The sequence below is a fragment of the Kytococcus sp. Marseille-QA3725 genome (assembly GCF_054950055.1).
Window position 1 is genome coordinate 535,458 of the sequence record NZ_JBUCLA010000002.1, and the last position, 18,016, is coordinate 553,473.

Consider the following 18,016-nt stretch of genomic DNA (forward strand, 5'->3'; position numbering starts at 1 on the left):
CCGGATGTCGGTGGCGCGGACCGCCGGCGCATGGTGTGCCTCGACCTGGACGGCACCACCATCGACTACGACAGCGTGCTGCACGCGCCCGTCCGCGATGCCGTGCTCGCGACCTCCGAGGCGGGGCACACGGTCGTCATCGCGACCGGCCGCACGCTCATGGCGACGCTGCCGCTGGCGCGTGAGCTCGCGCTGACCAAGGGGTACCTCGTCTGCTCCAACGGGGCGGTGCTGGTGCGGCTGGACCCGGAGCTGCCCGACGGGCACGAGATCGTCGAGAAGGTGACCTTCGACCCGGGCCCCGCGTTGGCGCTGCTGCGCGAGCACCTGCCGAACGCGTTCGTGGCGGCCGAGGTCGTCGGGCGGGGGCACCGCATCAGCGAGGGCTTCCCGGAGGGGCTGCTGCAGGGTGAGCTGACACTGGCCACCTGGGAGGAGCTCGGCTCCGAGCCGGTCACCCGTCTGACCTTCCACGACCCGGGCGGCACCGAGCAGGGCTTCCTGGACGCCCTGGACGACATCGGCCTGCACGGGGTCAACTACTCGGTCGGGTACACGGCCTGGCTGGACCTGGCGCCCGAGGGCGTCACCAAGGCCTCGGCGCTGGAGTCGGTGCGCCGTGCGCTGCACGTGGAGCCGTGGGACACGGTGGCCGTCGGCGACCAGCGCAACGACCTGGAGATGCTCGACTGGGCCGCCTGGGGCGTCGCCATGGGGCAGGCCCCCGACGTCGTGCTGGAGATGGCCGACGCGGTCACCGGCACCGTCGAGGAGCACGGCCTGGCCCAGGTGCTGCGGCGCCTGGAGGGCGTGGAGGCCGCGCTGCCCGGCGTCGACGGGTCCTCGCAGCCCTCGCGCCACGACTTCGGAAGCGCCTGATGGCGCGGCCCCCGCTGCACCTGACGAGCGCCGCGAATCCCCGCATCAAGGCGCTGCGGGACCTGCGCCGGCGCCGGGTGCGCGAGCAGACCGGCAGCACCGTCGTGGAGGGTTTCGAGGAGCTCGAGCTCGCCCTGGCCGGTGGGGTGCACCCGCGCGAGCTGTTCCTCTGCGAGGAGCTCATGGCCGACCCCGCCGCCCAGCAGCCGGTGGTGGACCTGGCGGTCGAGCGGGGCGCGAGCGTGGTCACCACCACCCGGGCGGTCTTCGAGAAGGCCGCCTACCGGGAGGGGCCGGACGGCTTCCTGGCCGTCGTGCCGAGCCCCGGCCTCGCCCTGGCCGACCTGCAGTCCCCGGACGGCCCGGCGCTCTGGGTCGTGGCCGAGCACCTGGAGAAGCCCGGCAACCTCGGCGCCATCCTGCGCACCGCGGACGCCGCAGGCGTGGACGCCGTCATCGCGGCCGACCCGGTGACCGACTGGGGCAACCCGAACGTCGTGCGGGCCTCCAAGGGGACGGTCTTCTCGGTGCCGGTGGCCTCGGCCTCCCGCGCCGAGGTGCAGGAGCTGCTGGCCGCCCGCGGGATCTCGCTGGTGTCCACCACCCCGCACACCGACCTGCTCCACACGGACGCCGACTACGGCGGTCCCGTGGCCATCGCGGTGGGGGCCGAGAAGACCGGCCTGACCGACGAGCTGCTCGCGGCCTCGGACCAGCGCGTGCGCATCCCGATGGTGGGGCGCGCGAACTCGCTCAACGTGGCCACGAGCGCCGCGATCGTCGTCTACGAGGCCGTGCGGCAGCGTTCCTGAGCCACCCCGGGGCCGGCCGTCGTGCTCCCGGTCGACCACGGGCGCGCCGTCGTCGCACCGTCGCGTTCGGGGATTCGGGAAAAGCGCCCTGCGGTGGCAGGATGACGCCATGCGTATCGACCACGTCTCCTTCGCCGCCGGTCCCGAGGGTCTGGATGCCGCGGCCGCCCGGCTGGGCAAGGCCCTCGGCATCGAGGTCGTCGACGGGGGGAACCACCCCCGCTTCGGCACCCGCAACATGGTGCTCCCGCTGGCCGACGGCCGCTGGGTGGAGATCGTGGAGCCGCTGCAGCACCCGGTCACCGACAAGGTGCCCTTCGGCCAGGCAGTGAAGGCTCGCAGCGAGGCCGGTGGCGGCTGGCTCGGCTGGGTGGTGGCCATGGACGACCTCAGCCCCGTCGAGGAGCGCCTCGGCCGCGACTCCGTGGCCGGCAACCGGCACCGCCCCGACGGCACCGAGCTCACCTGGCGCCAGATCGGCGTGAAGGGCCTCATCGCCGACCCGCAGCTGCCCTTCTTCCTGCGCTGGGACGGCGATCAGCGCCACCCCTCCGAGGTGGGCCCGTCCACCGCGGAGCTCGCGAGCCTGCAGATCGCCGGCGACCCGAACCGGGTCCGTGAGTGGATCGGCCTGACCGGTGAGGTCGGCACCGACCGCGAGGACTGGGAGCCCGAGGTGGCGTTCGACTTCGTGGCCCCCAACGGCACCCCGGGGCTCATGTCGGTCACCTTCCGCACCGACAAGGGCGAGGTCACGGTCTGACCGACCGGTCGATGTGCAGAAGGCGGGCACCCGGAGGGGTGCCCGTCTTCTGCGTGTGCGCACCACCCTGGGTGCGCGTCCCGGTCAGATGCGCGAGCCGGTGCCGACGCTGATGCGCTGACTGCCCACCAGCACCCCGACCAGCGGGACCAGCGCGAGGGCCGCGGCCGCCGGCGGCACCACCCAGCCGGCCACCACAGGCACCACCGCGATCAGGTGGTAGCCCGCCACGAGCATCACGTTCTGGCCGACCACGGCGCCGGTGTGCCGGGTGAGGCTCACCGCGTCAGCGATGGCGGCCATCTCCGGGCGCACCGTCTCCACCTGCGCGATGGCGCGGTTCTGCTCGTCCGCCCAGGTCGGGGCGATCACGAGGTCGGCGTGCACCGCGGCGTCGTCGCGCCCGTCGCGGGTCAGCAGCGCCACCCGGTGGCCCTCGTCGAGCATCTCCTGCACCAGGGCGGCGCGGCCCGCGTCGTCCAGGCCGCCGGTGACCTCCGAGGAGTGGACGCCCACCCGCTCGGCCATGCGGCGGGCCACGGCGGCCGGCTCCGCACACATCAGGTGGGGCACCACATCGGCGCGCAGCAGCCGCTGCACCTCCTCGGCGGCGCCGGGGCGCAGCCGGTCACGGAAGCGCAGCAGCGCGGTCGGGCGACCGCCCCAGCCGACGTAGGCCACCAGGGCGTCATCGTCGGGCTCGGGGCGCAGGGTGGGCGGGATGGTGTCGAAGAGCGACTCGTCGCCGACGGTCACCTCCATGCCCTTGATGTGGGCGCTCAGCCCGCCGTTGCGCACCTGCTGGTCGGTGATCCGCCGCGGGGACATCGAGCGGGTGCGGGCGGCGCTCTCCAGGGCGCGCGGGATGGGGCCCTCGCCGTCCTGGGCGACGGACACGGCGGCCAACAGGGCGGCGTCGGGGTCCAGGCCGCGCATCGGGCGCACCTCCACCAGGCGGGGGTGCCCGGTCGCGATCCCCGAGGAGGGGTCCACCAGGGCCAGGTCGATGTCGCGTCCCGACTGCAGCGGGTGCACGCCCTTCATGCGCAGTCCCAGCAGGGCGCCGCGCAGGATGCTGCCGCGCAGGGCGCTGGGGACGGCCGCCAGGGCCGCGGCGGGGGAGGCCGCGAGCAGCACGGCGGTGGCCACGCGGACGCCGGCCCCGGCATCGGTGAGCAGCCCGTGCACCAGGCCGGCCACGGCGGCCAGGGCGACCACGACGGGCACCGACCACCAGGCCGCCAGGTCGGTGGAGCGTTGGATCGGCAGCTGGGCGTCCTCCGTCGTGGTGCGGGTGTGCAGGTCCGGCGGCGGCAGGACCGGGCCGGAGGTGCCGCGCAGCGCGGCGAGGGCGGGGGTGAGCACCCGGGAGATCGCGGTGTCCTGCCCGGCGCGCACCACGGTGCCCACCAGCGCCTTCTGGGGCACGCAGCCGGCGACGACCATGTCGCCCGGGGACACCGGGTGCCCGGCGGTGCGGGTGGAGAGCCGCTCCAGGCTCACCAGGCCCTCCCCGTCGGTGACGTGCAGGTCGGCCGGCACCACCGTGCCCGCGGGCACCAGCACCTCGTCGCCGATGCGCAGCGCGGCCCGCGGCACCGTCAGCCGGCGGCGGGCGCCGCCCTTCTCGACGAGCCGGGTGGCCGTGCCGCCGAGGCTGCGGCGCATGCGGAGCAGGCGGGCCGCCATCACGTCCCGGGCGAGGCACACGAGCCACGGGGTGACGGCCGCGAGGGCCGCGGCGGCGGTGGTCGTCACGAAGGGGGCGCCGGTGCCGTCCCGGGAGAGGTCGATGCCGCCGTGCACCGCGGAGACCAGGGCGGCCAGCACCGGGAGCCAGAGGACCGAGCGCCAGGAGAGACGCACCTCGGGCAGCACCGAGGGGACCGCGGCCAGCCAGGCGACCACGGCGCAGAAGGCCACGAGCGGACCCGGCCCGCCGGTCAGCGAGAGCACCCACGCCACGGCCGTGAGGACGACCGGGGCCGCCACCCGCACCGTGGCAAGCAGGCGTGCGGGGCTGCCACCCACCCGCTGAGGTGCTGGCTGTGCGCTGGGGGCGGGGGTCTCGACCATGATGGGGCCACGGTACTGGGGCGGTGCCGCGCTCCCGGCCTCGGCTCGCGGCGTGAGCCCAGGGTGTGACGGGCGTGTTTGAATGACGCCCGCCGGGGCCCGGGAGGTCGAGAAGACGACTGCTCGTGGAGGCCACCACGCACGCCCGCCCCGCTCTGATCGGAGACCCGGGAACACGATGAACACCATGCACACGAACGACCCTGCCCTCGACCACGGGGACGACCGCGACCGCAGCGAGTCCACCGTCCGCACCGGTGCCCAGGTCGCGGTGTTCGCCGCCCTCATCGCCGCGCTGGCCGTGGTGCCGGGGCTCATGGTCTTCGGCGGGCAGGTGCCGGTGACCCTGCAGACGCTCGGGGTGACGCTGGCGGCGCTCGCGCTCGGCCCGTGGGCCGGGGCGGCGGCGGTGCTCGTCTACCTGGCGCTCATCGCCATCGGGCTGCCGGTGGGCAGCGGTGGTGCCGGTGGGCTGGGCGTGTTCACCGGGCCGACCGGCGGGTACCTGGTCGGGTTCGTGCTGGGTGCGGTGGTCATCGGGCTGGTCTCGCGCGTGGCCATGCGGCGCGGTGGCCGGATGGTCGGGCTGTGGCTGTTCCTGGCCGGGCTGGCCGGGTTGCCCTTCTTCTACGCGGTCGGGGTGCCGTGGCTGAAGCTGGCCACCGACATGCCGTGGGACAAGGCCTGGCAGCTGGGCGCCGCGGTGTTCCTGCCGGGCGACCTGCTGAAGGCGGCGCTGGCCGCGGTCGTCATCGCCGCGGTGGCGCGGGCGCTCCCGGGCACGCTGCCGGCCGACCCGGCGCGTCGCTGAGCGGCGTGGTCGGCAGCGGTTCGGGCGCGCACCCGGCGGGTGGTGGCCCGGTCGGGAGACACTCGGCGGGTGCCCGGCCGGCTGTGGAGGGCAGCGTGCACCGGAAGGACCAGTTTGCGGGTGCTCACGTGGTCGGGGAGGGGAGTGTGCACCGGAAGGGTCGGTCTGCGGACTCTTCGGTGCACGGTGTTGCCGGAGCCGGTGAAGCACCCGGCCCGGACGCCCACGGGACCGGCGGCCCACCCGGCTCCAGCGCCCGCCGGGGCGACACCGGCATCCGGTTCGAGTCCGTCACCCTCGAACGGCAGGGGCGGTGCGCACTGGACGACGTCTCGCTGGAGCTGACCGAGCACCGCGTGGGCCTCATCGGGGCGAACGGGTCGGGCAAGTCCACCTTGGCGCGCTGCGTCATCGGGCTGGAGCGGCCGACCGCCGGGCGGGTCGTCGTCAACGGCGTGGACGTGCGGCGGCACGCGCGGGCGGTGCGGCGGGACGTCGGCTTCCTGTTCAGCGACCCCGACCACCAGGTGGTCATGCCGACGGTGCGCGAGGACCTCGAGTTCTCCGCGCGGCGACGGGGCTGGTCGGCGGCCCAGCGGGCCGATGCGGTGCAGGAGGCGCTGGTGCGTGCCGGGTTGCAGGACCACGCCGAGCACCCCTGCCACCTGCTCTCGGGCGGGCAGAAGCAGCTGCTGGCGCTCTCGGCGGTGCTCATGGCCGGGCCGAGCATCCTGGTGGCCGACGAGCCGACGACGCTGCTCGACCTGCGCAACCGTCGCCGGGTGGGGGCAGAGCTCATGGCGCTGGAGCAGCAGGTGGTCATGGTGACGCACCACCTCGACCTGCTGGACGGCTTCGACCGGGTGGTGGTCCTCGACGAGGGGCGCGTGGTCTGCGACGACCGTCCCGAGGTGGCCGTGCCCTTCTACGAGCGGCTGATGGCGTGAGCGTCGGCATCGCCGTGCCGGGTGACTCGTGGCTGCACCGGCTGCCGGCCTCGTGGAAGCTCGGCGGGCTGGCCGTGGCCACCGTCGGCATGTACCTGCTGGGCACGTGGCCGCTCGCGATGGCGGCGCTCGCGGTGGCGGTGGTGGTGCTCGCCTCTGCACGGCTGCCGTGGAGCGCCCTGCGCGGCCCGCTGCGGGCGGTGGCGATCCTGCTGCTCGTGCTCGGACTGGTGCAGTGGTGGCTGATCGACGGGGCCACCGCGCTGCGGGCAGTCGGCCGGGTGGGAGCGGCGGTGCTGCTCGCGTGGACGGTCTCGCTCACCACGCCGGTCGGGAAGGTGCTGGCCGTGCTGCAACGGGCGCTGCGCCCCCTGCGACGGCTGGGGGTGGACACCGACCACTGGGCGCTGGTGCTCTCGTTGGCCGTGCGCTCGGTGCCGCTGATGGTCGATGCGGCCAAGCAGGCGAACGAGGCCCGGATCGCCTGCGGGAGGCCGCTGTCGGTGACGAGCTTCGCCATCCCGGTCGTGGTCCGGGCCGTGCGGGCCTCGGAGATGCTCGGCGACGCCCTCCTGGCGCGCGGCTACGAGCCGCAGGGTGGGAGCCGTTGGTGTGCCCGCCGGCACGACACCCGGCGGGGGTGAGTCGGCCTCAGAGGCCGATGCGGCGCAGGAGGGCCCCGATCAGGCGGCCCATCAGGATGCGGCGGATCAGAGTCAGCATCAGTTCTCCTTCTCGTCGGTCTCGCTGGGCGTCTCGAGCCGGTCCACCAGCTGGCTGGCCAGACCGGTGTAGGTCTCCGGGGTGAGCTCCACCAGGCGCGCCTCGTCCTCGGCCGGCAGCCCCAGCCCGCGGATGAACTCGCGCATCGCGTCGCCGTCCACGCGGCGGCCACGCGTGAGCTCCTTGAGGCGCTCGTAGGGCTGCTCCATGCCGGGCACACCCTGGGCGGCCAGCGCGCGCATGGTGGACTGCACCGGCTCGCCGAGCACCTCCCAGTTCTCGTCGAGGTCGGCGGCCATCCGCTCCGGCACGGCGTCCAGGCCGTCCAGGCCCTTGCGCACGTTGTCCAGTGCCAGCAGCGAGTGGCCCAGAGCGACACCGATGTTGCGCTGCATCGAGGAGTCGGTCAGGTCGCGCTGCAGACGCGACGTCACCAGCGTGGAGGCCAGCACGTCCAGCAGGGCGTTGCTCACCTCGAGGTTCGCCTCGGCGTTCTCGAAGCGGATCGGGTTGACCTTGTGCGGCATCGTCGACGAGCCGACCGTGCCCTGCCCACGCACCTGCGCGAAGTAGGCCATCGAGATGTAGGTCCACACGTCGGTGCAGAGGTTGTGCAGCACGCGGTTGAAGCGCGCGACGTCGGCGTACACCTCGGCCTGCCAGTCGTGGGCCTCGATCTGCGTGGTCAGCGGGTTCCAGTCCAGCCCCAGATGCTCCACGAAGGTGCGGGACAGCTCCACCCAGTCGGCGCCGGGCAGGGCCACCGTGTGCGCGCCGTAGGTGCCGGTGGCGCCGTTGATCTTGCCCAGGTACTCGGCGCCCTGCACGCGCCGCACCTGGCGGCCGAGGCGGTGGGCCAGCACGGCGAGCTCCTTGCCCATCGTGCTCGGGGTGGCGGTCTGGCCGTGGGTACGGGAGAGCAGCGGCACGTCGCGCAGATCGCGCGCCATCGCGGCCAGCTGGTCCACCACGCCCGAGGCGGCCGGCAGCCACACGTCGCGCACGGCCCCCTGGATCATCAGCGCGTAGGACAGGTTGTTGATGTCCTCGCTGGTGCACGCGAAGTGCACGAGCTCGGTGGTGCGCGCCACCTGCTCCTCGCCGCGCCCGGCCAGCACGCCCGCCAGGTGCTTCTTCAGGCGGTACTCCACCGCCTTGACGTCGTGGACGGTCTCCTTCTCGATCTCCGCCAGTGCGGCGATGTCGTCCCCGTCGAACTCGGTGACGATGCGGCGCAGGTCGGCGCGCTCGGTCTCGGTCAGCGGTTCGATTCCGTCGAAGATCCGCGCGTCGGTCAGGTGCAGCAGCCACTCGACCTCCACGTGCACGCGCATGCGGTTGAGCGCGGCCTCCGAGAGGTGGTCCACCAGCGGGGCGGCCTGGCGGCGGTAGCGCCCGTCCAGCGGGCCGAGGGCGAGAGCGGGCTGCAGCGTGGAGAGATCGACCATGGAGGCATTCTCGCAGGAGCGCGGCCCCCTGCGCGCCGAGCCCGCACCCGAGGGCAAGGGGAGCGAACCGCGACGCGAACGGGCCCGCATCCCCGGGAGGATGCGGGCCCGTTCGGTGACGGCCGGGGTCAGCGCCCCTGCTGCCAGGGGGTGTACGGGTCCAGGTCGTCGGTGTCCATGTCAGCCGGGATCTCCCCGCGGCCCAGCCACTCCTGGGTGGAGGTGGCGGTCACCGGGGCGGCCCGGTCGGCGTCGTCCTCGGGGAGGTCCGCTGCCGGGGCGTCCGCCTCGGTCTGCTGCCCGTCCTGCTCCCCGAGGGGCTGCTCGGCGACCTGCTCGTCCTGCTCCACGGAGGGCTCGGCCTGCTGGCCCTGCTGGTCCTCGGAGGAGATCTCCACCAGCTCCGCGTCGGGCTGCTCGACCGGCGCCACGGCGGGCAGCTGGTCGGCCTCGGGGAAGTCCGCCTCCGGGGCGTCCACGGTGCCCGGCGCGACGGACTCGGCGGAGTCGGTCGGCTGCACGTCGTCCCAGGTCTCGTCCTGGTCGGACGGGTCCTCGAGGTCGTCGGCCGGCGCCGTGTCCTCGTCGGTGGTGGCCGGCAGGGTGTCCGTCCCGTCCGAGCCCGGGCCGCTGAAGTCGCTCAGCTCCTCGTCCTGCGAGGCCGTCTCGGTGCCCTCCGTGCGGGCGGCGGTCGCCTCGGTCGCCTCGTAGCCGGGGAACTCGATGTCGTCGGGCTCCTCGGCCTCGATGGCGTGCAGCTCGCCCGGGTCGGTGCTCGTGGCGGCCTCGATGTCGCTCGGGTCGTCCGCGAAGTCCGTGCGCTGGGCGGTGTCGGTGGTCATCGTCGCCGAGCCCTCGTCCTCGCGCTCGTCGAACTCACCGGCCACGAGGGTCTCGTCGGCATCGAGCGACTCGTCGGGGTCCGTGGTCACCGGGCCGACGGTGGCGTCGGCCTCCTCGTCCAGGTCACCGAGCGCGTGCGCCCCGGTGCCGTCGGAGTCCTCGTCGGCGGTGCCGGTGGCCCCGCCGCGGGTGGCGTCGTCCGACAGATCGCGGTCGGTCCCGGTGCCGGTCGTCCCGGTGGGGTCGGTCTCCGGCTCGTCGTCCCCGAGCACGGACGCGGCGGGGGTGGCCCCGTCGGTGTCGGGCTCGTCCTCGGCGTCCTGGTCGAACAGGTCGGTCGGCTCGTGCGCGGTGGTCGTGGTGCCCGCCGCGGCCGTCGACGAGGCGGTGCGTCGACCAGCGCCCCGGTCCGTGCCGCGCTCGCGGCCGGCGTCGCGGGTGACGACGTCGCGCTCGCGCTCGTCCAGTCGGTCCCGCTCGTCGGCGAGGTCCAGGTCGTCGTCCTCGTCGAGGTGACGGTCACCCTCGTCGAGGTGGGGTCGCGGCTCGCGCCCGGCCAGGCGGTCCTGCACCGCCGTGCCCTGGGTCATCAACCAGACGATCCCCACCACCAGTGCCAGCAGCACGATGGCGACGATCCACTCCAGTGCTCCCCATCCGCCCATGCGGGTACCTCCAACGCGTCTCGAGTCGATCAGTCGGTCAGTGGCCGCGAACGTCCGGGGGTCCGGAGCCACGCGAACAATGGCCCCAGCCTAGATGTTCGCCCCCGGGGTGGTCGCCGAGCGCCGGACCGCGGGTCCGAGAGCGCCAGACTGCGGGTCCTGGACGCCGCGGCCGGGTCAGCCGCCGGGCAGCAGCGCGCCGGTGGCGACGACCCACGGCGCCGCGGCCAGCAGGACGGCCGCGGAGGCCACCAGCAGCACCTGCCGACGCCGCGGGCGCCCGAGCTCCTGCAGCGCGGTGACCCGCACGAGCGTGGAGGGTGCCCCCTTCGCCCCCATCCGCACCAGGGCGCGGCCCATGGTGAGCGCCCCGACCGTGTGGGCCCCCGCGCGGTCGGCGAGCAGCTCCACCAGCAGCTCGACCTCCTCCTGTGCCCGCGGGTGCCGCAGCCAACCGGGCACGCTGGCGTCCAGGGCGGTGAAGAATTCGCGCACCAGGTCGTGCCGGCGGCGCAGGTGCTCCCGCTCGTGCACGTAGACGCCGTGGAGCTCGTCGTCGGTGAGCGTCTCCAGCGCCGGCCGCGACATCACGATGCGGGGGCGGCGCCCCGGCAGGCACCACGCCACCGGGCCGTCGGCGTCGATGACGCGGAGCCGGTCCCGGGAGCCGTGCTGGGGGTCGAGCAGGTCGACGGTCTCGCGGTGGCGCTGCCGCAGGGCGCGCAGGTCGGTCCCGACGGTGTGGGCGGCCCACAACAGGCGCAGGATGAGCACCAGGGACAGGGCGGCGGCCGCCCCGACCCCCCCGGGGTGCAGGTGCCGGTCGTCGGTGAACAGCCCCCCGAACTCGTGCGCGGCCACGACCGGCAGCAGCAGGGTGGCGCTGAGCCCCCCGACGGCGCAGCACTGCCACAGCAGCAGCCCCGACGCCGGCGTGCGGCGCAGCACCGACAGGCGGGGGAGCAGGGCAGGCGCACCCAGCGTCAGCAGCACGGCCAGCGCCGCGAGCACCAGGGTGGGAGACATTCCCGGCATGCTACGGCGCCGTGACGCGCCGGGGGCGGTGTGCCCCGGGGATCAGCGGAGGTCGTCCTCGAGGCGGGAGAGGGCCTCGCGCAGGGCGTCGACGTCCTCGGCGCCCGCGTCGTCGACGAAGGCCAGCACGGCGGCGCGACGGTCGGTGGGGCGCAGCTCGCCGAGGGTCTCCGACATCAGCCGGGCCACGAAGCCCTCGCGGGTGGTGGCGGGCTGGTAGACGTACGCGCGCCCCTTCTTGGTGCGGTCGAGGAAACCCTTGCGCGACAGCCGGTCCATCACCGTCATGACGGTCGTGTAGGCGATCTCCCGCACGGCGCCGAGCGTCTCGTGGACGTCGCGCACGGTGAACCCCTCGGGCTGCGGGGCAGGACGGTCCCACAGGTGGTCCATGATGGCCTGCTCCAGATCACCCAGACCGGATGCGGTGTTCGACATGTCAGCTCTCCAGGACTCTCCCCCGTGGGGGTGGTGCGGGACGTCGTGCGGACAGGACGCGCGGTGAACGCGGGTGGTGCGTGGGTCGTGCGTGCCGTGCGTCGGGCGGCGGGACGAGCGGGTGCCGAACGAGCACGACGCCTCATAGTACGCCCGGGGTCGTAATCAGCGAGGCGACCCGGTTCGCTGCAGGTGCAGCTCGGCGTCGCACCAGTCCGAGCCCTCGGTGCGGTGGCTGACGAGCACCACCGATCGGCCCCGGGTGGCGCGACCGACCTCGTCCATGACCGCCCGGGCGGTCGGCCCGTCGAGGTGGGCCACGGGCTCGTCCAGCAGCACCACCGGGCGGTCGGAGAGCAGCATCCGCGCCACGCCGATGCGGGCCTGCTCGCCGCCGCTGACCCGCCGGTGGCGGGCGCCGACCATCGTGTCCAGGCCGTCGGGGAGCGTCTCGAGCAGGGGAGCCAGCCCGGCGTCGCGGAGGGCCTGCTCGAGCTCGGCGTCCGGCGCCCCCGGGCGGGCGGCGCGCAGGTTCTCGCGGAGCGTGGAGGAGAACACGTGCGGCGAGTCGTCCAGGTGCGCGACGGTCGCCCGCGTGGTGGGCAGCGGCAGGTCCAGCACGTCGGCGCCGTCCATCGTGTAGTGGCCGCCGGACGGGTCCAGGTGGCGGGCCAGCACGGCCAGCACCGTCGACTTGCCGGTGCCGCTGGGGCCGGTCAGCGCGATGCGGCGGCCGGCGGGCAGGTCCAGGCCGAGCCCGTGGAGCGTCGGGTGCGCGGTGGGCGTCCAGCGGGCCTCGAGGTCCGTCGTCCGCAGGTGGGGGTGCGGGCTGACCGGGCGCGGGGTGGTCTGCGTCGTGTCCACGTCGGCTCCCGTCGGCTCCGCGGTGGCGCCGGCCGGCTCCACGGCGGTCCCCGTCGGCTCCGCGCTCGCCTGCGCGACGGCCGGGGGCTGCCCGAGCAGGGTCTCCACCCGGTCGAGCGCGGCCCGGCCGCGGGCGTGGGCGCTCGCGGCATCGGGGACGCCGGCCAGCACGTCGGCCAGCGCGAGCGGCGTGAGCACCAGCAGCGCGGTGAGCGGGCCGCTCAGTCCGGTCGCGGGGGCGACCAGTGCGGCGACGGCGACGACGAGCCCCGCGGCCACCCAGCCGGCGGACCGCACGAGGGCCTGGCCGGCGGCGCGGTGGCTGACCTGCCGGGTGACCTCCTGCTCGGCGTCCACCAGGGCGCCCAGTGCCGTCCGGTCGGCGCCCACGGCACGGACCTCGTCGCAGCGCTCGGCGACGGTGTGGGCGGCCTCCCAGGTGCGCTCCCGGGCGGCGAGCTCGGCCGTCTGCGTCCCGGCCAGGCGGCGCTCCACCAGGCCGGCGCCCAGGACCACCACCAGCGTCTGCAGAGCGACCAGCAGCCCGACCAGCGGGGACGCGACGGACAGCAGCAGTGCCGCGACCAGGCCGGTCGCCACCGCGCCCACCAGTGGCACCCACCAGCGGACGGCGGCCATGACGACGTCATCCAGGTCGGCCACCACACCGGTGAGCACGCGGCTGCGACCGCGCTGCCCCAGTCGGGCGGGGGTCAGGGGCACCAGGCGCCGGTAGGTGTCGGACCGGCGGGAGACCAGCTGGTCCAGGGCGACGTCGTGGCTGTCCAGCCGCTCGGCGTAGCGCAGTACCGGCCGGGCCAGCCCGAAGGTGCGCACCCCGACGATCGCGACCATCAGCATCAGGACGATCGGCTGCTCCCAGGCTCGCACGATGAGCCAGCCCGAGGTGGCGGTCAGGGCGACGCCGGCCAGCGACGAGAGACCGCCGACGGCAGCGGCCCGCCACAGCCGGGGAGTGCGCTGGACGACGGGCGCCTCCGACCCCTGGGCGCGCCTGCGTGCCGCGCCCGGGGCGCCCGCGGTGCCCGCTGCGCCCGTGTCCGCGGTGCTCGGGGTGCCTGCCGCAGAAGTGCGGCGGCGTTCCAGATGTGTGTGTTCCGGGGCGGGTTTCTGGACCGCAGGCGCATTTCTGTGGTCGGCGCGCGATGCCGGAACGCCCCAGCCCTCCCGCGCCACTACCTGGGGGGTGCCCGAGGTCCCTGGTGCGGCCACCCGGGACGTGCCCGAGGGATCCGGCGCCGCGACCAGGCCGTCCCGCACGGTCACCTGCAGGTCCGCGGCCGTGGCCAGCGCGTCCCGGTGCGTGGCCGCGACCACCAGGCGGTGGCCGGCCTCCTCCCGCAGCACCTGGTGGACCAGCTCGGCGGTCGCACCGTCCAGGTGGGCCGTGGGCTCGTCGAGCAGCAGCACCGGGGCGTCGTCCAGCAGCGCGCGGGCCAGCCCGAGCCGGGCACGCTCGCCGGCGGACAGGCCCTGCCCGTCATCACCCAGCGGGGTGGCCCAGCCCTGCGGCAGCCCCTCGACGAGCTCGAGCAGACCCACCCGCTCCAGGGCGGCGGCCAGCACGTCGTGGGGTGCGTCCGCGGCGGCGGACGTGATGCGCAGGGCCGCCTCCACGTCACCGCGCGGCAGGAAGGGGCGCTGCGTCACCAGGTGCGTGCGGGGCCGGTGCACGGTTCCCGTCGTCGGCTCCAGCAGGCCGGCCAGCAGCCAGAGCAGGGTCGACTTGCCGCCACCCGAGGGGCCCGTGACCGCGACCAGACCCGTGGCCGGGAGGGCCCAGTCCGGCTCGACCCGCACCGTCGGACCCTCCGGGTGCGTGAAGGAGACACCGTCGGCCGCGAGGCCGGTCCCGGTCGCGGGAGGGGCCCCCGCCGGCACACCCGGCTCCCCGGGCCCCCCGCTCTCCTCCAGCAACGGCAGGAGCTCGTCCAGGGTCTGGGCGCCGTCGGCCGCCGAGTGGAAGTCGGCCCCCACCCGCCGCACCGGCCAGTACGCCTCCGGTGCGAGCAGGATGGCGGCGAGCCCCACCATCAACCCCACGTCACCGTGCGCCAGGCGCAGACCGACGAACACGGCCACGATCGCCACCGAGATGGTGGACAGCAGCTCCATCGCCGCCGTCGTGAGGAAGGCGGTGCGCAGCGTGCGCACCGTCGCACGGCGGTGGCGCTGCCCGACCTCCTCGATGGTGCGCACCTGCTTCTCCGCGCGGCCGAGATTCACCAGCGTGGGAAGCCCCTGCATCACGTCCAGGAAGTGCCCGGCCAGCGCGTCCAGGCTGCGCCAGCGGCGGGAGGTCTCGGCCTCGGTCGACGCCCCGATGAGGGCGGCGAAGACCGGCAGCAGCGGCAGGGTGAGCAGGACGACCGCGGCGCTGAACAGGTCCACCCACGCCAGCGCCAGCAGGGCCAGCACGGGCACGACGGCCGCGGCCACCAGCGACGGCAGGTAGCTGGCGACGTAGGGCTCCACCTGGTTGACCCCAGCGGTCAGGCGGGTGGACGAGCGCCCCGGTCCACCGGCCAGCCAGCGCGTGGCCACGGCCTGCCGTAGCGCACCGGCCACCCGGGACCCGGCCACGGCCGACCGGTGGTGCACCCACCCCGCCAGCAGCCCGCGCAGCGCCAGCAGGACGGCCACGACGAGCGCGGGCTGCCACAGGCCGTCGACAGCGGCGAGCAGGCCCCCCACCCCGGCATCGTCGGCGCCACGCAGCACGGCCTCCGGCACCTCCAGCGGGCCGAGGCTCCCCAGCGTGGGGGAGGGCTCACCGGCCCCGATGCCGGCCGGCGTCGGCCGACCGGTGGCCGCGGCGTAGACGCGCGCGGTGACCGACGTGGCCAGCCAGGCCACCGCCAGCGCCTGCAGCACGGCGACGACGCCCTGCAGCACCACCGGGAACGCGACTGCCGCGACCTCCTTCCGCGTGGACGGGAGGAGACGCAGCAGTCGCGGGTCGAACGGCTTCACAGGGTGATCGTCACACCTCGCGGTGGGTGGCCAGGTGGCTGGTCGCCTCGGTGCCGTAGTCCTCGGCGTCAGGGATGTTGGCCGTGCTGATGCGGCGGCGGAACACCCAGTAGGTGTAGCCCTGGTACAGCAGCACGATCGGCGTGAGCACCACGGCCACCACGGTCATGATGCCGAGCGTGTAGTCCGTGGCCGAGGCGTTCTGGTGCGTCAGCGAGAACGCGGCGTCGGTGCTGGAGGGCATCACGTCGGGGAAGAGGGCGATGAACAGCGAGGCCACCACCAGGGCGATGGCCAGGAAGCTGCACCAGAAGGCGCCCTTCTCCCGGCCACCCAGCGCGGCGTGCTGCGCGTCGTGCGCGGCCTCCTCCCGGCCCTTCCACCGCGGCGCGGTCCCGATGAGCACCAGCGCCGCCACGAAGGACAGCAGGCCGAGCGCGAGCACGACCCAGGACGCGAGGTCACCCGTCGCCAGCATCACCAGCACGGTCCAGGCGACCGTCAGCACCGCGGCCACGAGGCCGACCTTCAGGGCCATCGACCGGGCGTCGTGCCGCACCTCGCCGGTGGTCTTCAGCGCCACGAACAGGGCGCCGTGGGTGAGGAAGACCGTCAGCGTGGCCAGGCCGCCCAGCAGCGCCAGCGGGTTGAGCAGCGTCAGCAGGGTGCCGGTGTACTCCATGTCGGCGTCGATCGGCACGCCCACCACGATGTTGGTGAACGCCACACCCCACAGCAGGGCCGGGATGAACGAGCCGACGACCAGCGCCAGGTCCCAGCGGGAGCGCCAGGAGTCGGAGTCCTCCTTGTGGCGGTACTCCAGCGCCATGCCGCGCAGGATGAGGCCCACCAGGATGATCAGCAGCGGCAGGTAGAAGCCGGAGAACAGGGTGGCGTACCAGTGCGGGAAGGCCGCGAAGGTCGCGCCACCGGCGGTGAGCAGCCACACCTCGTTGCCGTCCCAGTGGGGGCCGATGGTGTTGATGACGGTGCGGCGCCTGCGCTCGGCGGTGGCCGGGTCGGCGTCGCGGCCCAGGACGGGCACCAGCATGCCGACGCCGTAGTCGAAGCCCTCCAGGACGAAGTAGCCGATCCACAGGACGGCGATCAGGACGAACCAGATGATGGACAGATCCATGACGATTCCGTGTCTCTCTCAGTCTCGCGCGGGCTCAGTAGGCGAACACGTGCGGTTCGTCGTCGGCGGTCTGCTGCTGCGCCTTCTCGGTGTCGACGTGCTCGGCGCCGGCCGAGGCGTAACGCAGCATGAGCTTCACCTCGATCAGTGCGAGCAGGCCGTACAGCAGGGTGAAGACCAGCATCGAGGTGAGCACCTCCGCGGCGCTCACGCCGGGGGAGACGCCGTCCTCGGTGTTCATGAGGCCGAAGACCACCCAGGGCTGGCGGCCCATCTCGGTGAAGATCCAGCCGAAGCTGTTGCCCAGCAGGGGGCCGAACAGGGCCAGCAGGATGGCGGGGAACCACCACTTGCTGTGCAGGGTCCGGTTGCCGCGGGTGGCCCAGAGGATGGCAGCGGCGGCCGCAGCGCCGGCCATGCCGGTGCCGATCATCCAGCGGAAGGACCAGTACGTGACCATGATGTTGGGCGTGTAGTCGCGCACTTCGAGCAGTGGGTCGCCGGAGTCGCCGTACTCCGCGGCGTAGATCTCCTTGAGCTCGTCGATGCCCTTGACCTCGCCGTTGAAGTCGCCGGTGGCCAGGAAGCTCAGGACGCAGGGCACGGTGATGGCGAACTTCTCGCTCTGCCCGTCGGGGGTGCCGACGGTGAGGATCGAGAAGTCGGCGCAGTCGGAGTCGGACTCGTAGAGCCCCTCGGCCGCGGCCATCTTCATCGGCTGCACGTCGGTCATGATCTTGCCCTGGATGTCACCGGTCACGGCCACTCCGAGGGCCGAGACGAGCATGATCCAGGCGCCCAGGCGGGTGCCCTTGCGGTACATGGCCTGGTCGGCGGGGAACTTCTTGCGCCACAGGTGCCAGCCGGCCACGGCGACCACCAGGCCGGCGCCGGTCATGTAGGCGGCGGTGGCGACGTGGGGGAAGGTCACGAGCTGCACCGGGTTGGTGAGCACGGCCCAGAAGTTGGTCAGCTCGGCGCGACCGGTCTCCGGGTTGTTCGTGTAGCCGACCGGGTTCTGCATGAACGAGTTGGCGGCCAGGATGAAGTAGGCGCTCAGCAGGGTGCCGATGTGCACCAGCCAGATGGCCGCGTTGTGCAGCTTCTCCGGGATGCGTCCCCAGCCGAACAGCCACAGGCCCAGGAAGGTCGACTCCAGGAAGAAGGCGAGCAGGGCCTCGATCGCGAGCGGGGCGCCGAAGATGTCGCCGACGAAGCGGGAGTAGTCCGACCAGTTCATGCCGAACTGGAACTCCTGCACGATGCCGGTGACCAGGCCCAGGGCGAAGTTGATGGTGAAGAGCTTGCCGAAGAACTTGCTCAGGCGGAGCCAGTCCTCGTTGCGTGTGCGCATCCAGATGGTCTGCATCAGTGCGACGACGAAGCTCAGCCCGATCGTGATCGGGACGAAGAAGTAGTGGTAGACGGTCGTGATGCCGAACTGCCACCTGGCCAGTTCGAGTGCGTCCATGCGTGCTCCCAAGCAGCGAGGTGAACCCGGGCGCCCTTGTGTGTCTGCGAGTCCCCTGCCAGCGCCCCTGACGCGACCCACTCTACGACACTCTGTAGTGAAGCTTTGC

The 18,016-nt window shown here is 74.0% G+C and carries 14 protein-coding genes; 6 read left to right on the forward strand and 8 right to left on the reverse strand.

What is annotated here, in order from left to right:
• Positions 1–30: 30 nt before the first annotated feature.
• From ACY8FT_RS10635 to ACY8FT_RS10645, 3 genes are all read left to right on the forward strand, one after another.
• A complete protein-coding gene (locus ACY8FT_RS10635; RefSeq protein WP_462418864.1) occupies positions 31–879 on the forward strand; it encodes an HAD family hydrolase in 849 nt (282 codons plus the stop codon).
• Positions 879–1,691 carry a TrmH family RNA methyltransferase gene (locus tag ACY8FT_RS10640; protein ID WP_462418865.1) on the forward strand — a complete coding sequence of 271 codons (813 nt, stop codon included), beginning with the start codon at positions 879–881 and terminating at the stop codon, positions 1,689–1,691. Before ACY8FT_RS10635 ends, ACY8FT_RS10640 begins: the two co-directional genes overlap by 1 nt.
• Positions 1,692–1,800: 109 nt before the next feature.
• Positions 1,801–2,454 (forward strand): VOC family protein, encoded by a 654-nt coding sequence (locus ACY8FT_RS10645; RefSeq protein ID WP_462418866.1) that lies wholly within the window; start codon positions 1,801–1,803, stop codon positions 2,452–2,454.
• Between the two features lie 84 nt (positions 2,455–2,538).
• On the opposite strand, the gene ACY8FT_RS10650 is transcribed toward ACY8FT_RS10645, so the two are convergent.
• Positions 2,539–4,530 (reverse strand): P-type ATPase, encoded by a 1,992-nt coding sequence (locus ACY8FT_RS10650; protein ID WP_462418867.1) that lies wholly within the window; start codon positions 4,528–4,530, stop codon positions 2,539–2,541.
• 187 nt (positions 4,531–4,717) lie between these two features.
• Here ACY8FT_RS10650 and ACY8FT_RS10655 point away from each other — a divergent pair, with 187 nt between their 5' ends.
• The 3 genes from ACY8FT_RS10655 (at position 4,718) to ACY8FT_RS10665 (ending at position 6,932) form a co-directional block, all read left to right on the forward strand.
• The gene (locus ACY8FT_RS10655) at positions 4,718–5,341 is read left to right on the forward strand and encodes a biotin transporter BioY (RefSeq protein ID WP_462418868.1); all 624 of its coding nucleotides are present in this window, start codon (positions 4,718–4,720) and stop codon (positions 5,339–5,341) included.
• A 179-nt stretch (positions 5,342–5,520) separates the two neighbouring features.
• Positions 5,521–6,288 carry an energy-coupling factor ABC transporter ATP-binding protein gene (locus ACY8FT_RS10660; RefSeq protein ID WP_462418869.1) on the forward strand — a complete coding sequence of 256 codons (768 nt, stop codon included), beginning with the start codon at positions 5,521–5,523 and terminating at the stop codon, positions 6,286–6,288.
• Entirely contained in the window at positions 6,285–6,932 is a 648-nt protein-coding gene (locus ACY8FT_RS10665) for an energy-coupling factor transporter transmembrane component T family protein (protein WP_462418870.1), read from the forward strand. The genes ACY8FT_RS10660 and ACY8FT_RS10665 overlap by 4 nt, the downstream gene beginning before the upstream one ends.
• A 78-nt stretch (positions 6,933–7,010) precedes the next feature.
• Here the strand turns inward: ACY8FT_RS10665 and purB are convergent, their stop codons facing one another.
• The 7 genes from purB to ACY8FT_RS10700 form a co-directional block, all read right to left on the reverse strand.
• On the reverse strand, positions 7,011–8,459 hold the full coding sequence (gene purB, locus ACY8FT_RS10670; protein ID WP_462418871.1) for an adenylosuccinate lyase: 1,449 nt from the start codon (positions 8,457–8,459) through the stop codon (positions 7,011–7,013).
• 128 nt (positions 8,460–8,587) lie between these two features.
• Positions 8,588–9,967, reverse strand: coding sequence for a hypothetical protein (locus tag ACY8FT_RS10675; protein WP_462418872.1), 1,380 nt, complete (start codon positions 9,965–9,967; stop codon positions 8,588–8,590).
• Positions 9,968–10,144: 177 nt separating this feature from the next.
• Positions 10,145–10,993: a M56 family metallopeptidase gene (locus ACY8FT_RS10680; protein WP_462418873.1), complete on the reverse strand. Its 849-nt coding sequence runs from the start codon at positions 10,991–10,993 to the stop codon at positions 10,145–10,147.
• 51 nt (positions 10,994–11,044) lie between these two features.
• The gene (locus ACY8FT_RS10685) at positions 11,045–11,440 is read right to left on the reverse strand and encodes a BlaI/MecI/CopY family transcriptional regulator (protein ID WP_462418874.1); all 396 of its coding nucleotides are present in this window, start codon (positions 11,438–11,440) and stop codon (positions 11,045–11,047) included.
• Between the two features lie 165 nt (positions 11,441–11,605).
• Entirely contained in the window at positions 11,606–15,298 is a 3,693-nt protein-coding gene (cydC, locus tag ACY8FT_RS10690; protein WP_462418875.1) for a thiol reductant ABC exporter subunit CydC, read from the reverse strand.
• Between the two features lie 10 nt (positions 15,299–15,308).
• Positions 15,309–16,436 (reverse strand): cytochrome d ubiquinol oxidase subunit II, encoded by a 1,128-nt coding sequence (gene cydB, locus ACY8FT_RS10695; protein ID WP_462418876.1) that lies wholly within the window; start codon positions 16,434–16,436, stop codon positions 15,309–15,311.
• A gap of 34 nt (positions 16,437–16,470) precedes the next feature.
• Entirely contained in the window at positions 16,471–17,907 is a 1,437-nt protein-coding gene (locus tag ACY8FT_RS10700; protein WP_462418877.1) for a cytochrome ubiquinol oxidase subunit I, read from the reverse strand.
• Between the last annotated feature and the right edge of the window lie 109 nt (positions 17,908–18,016).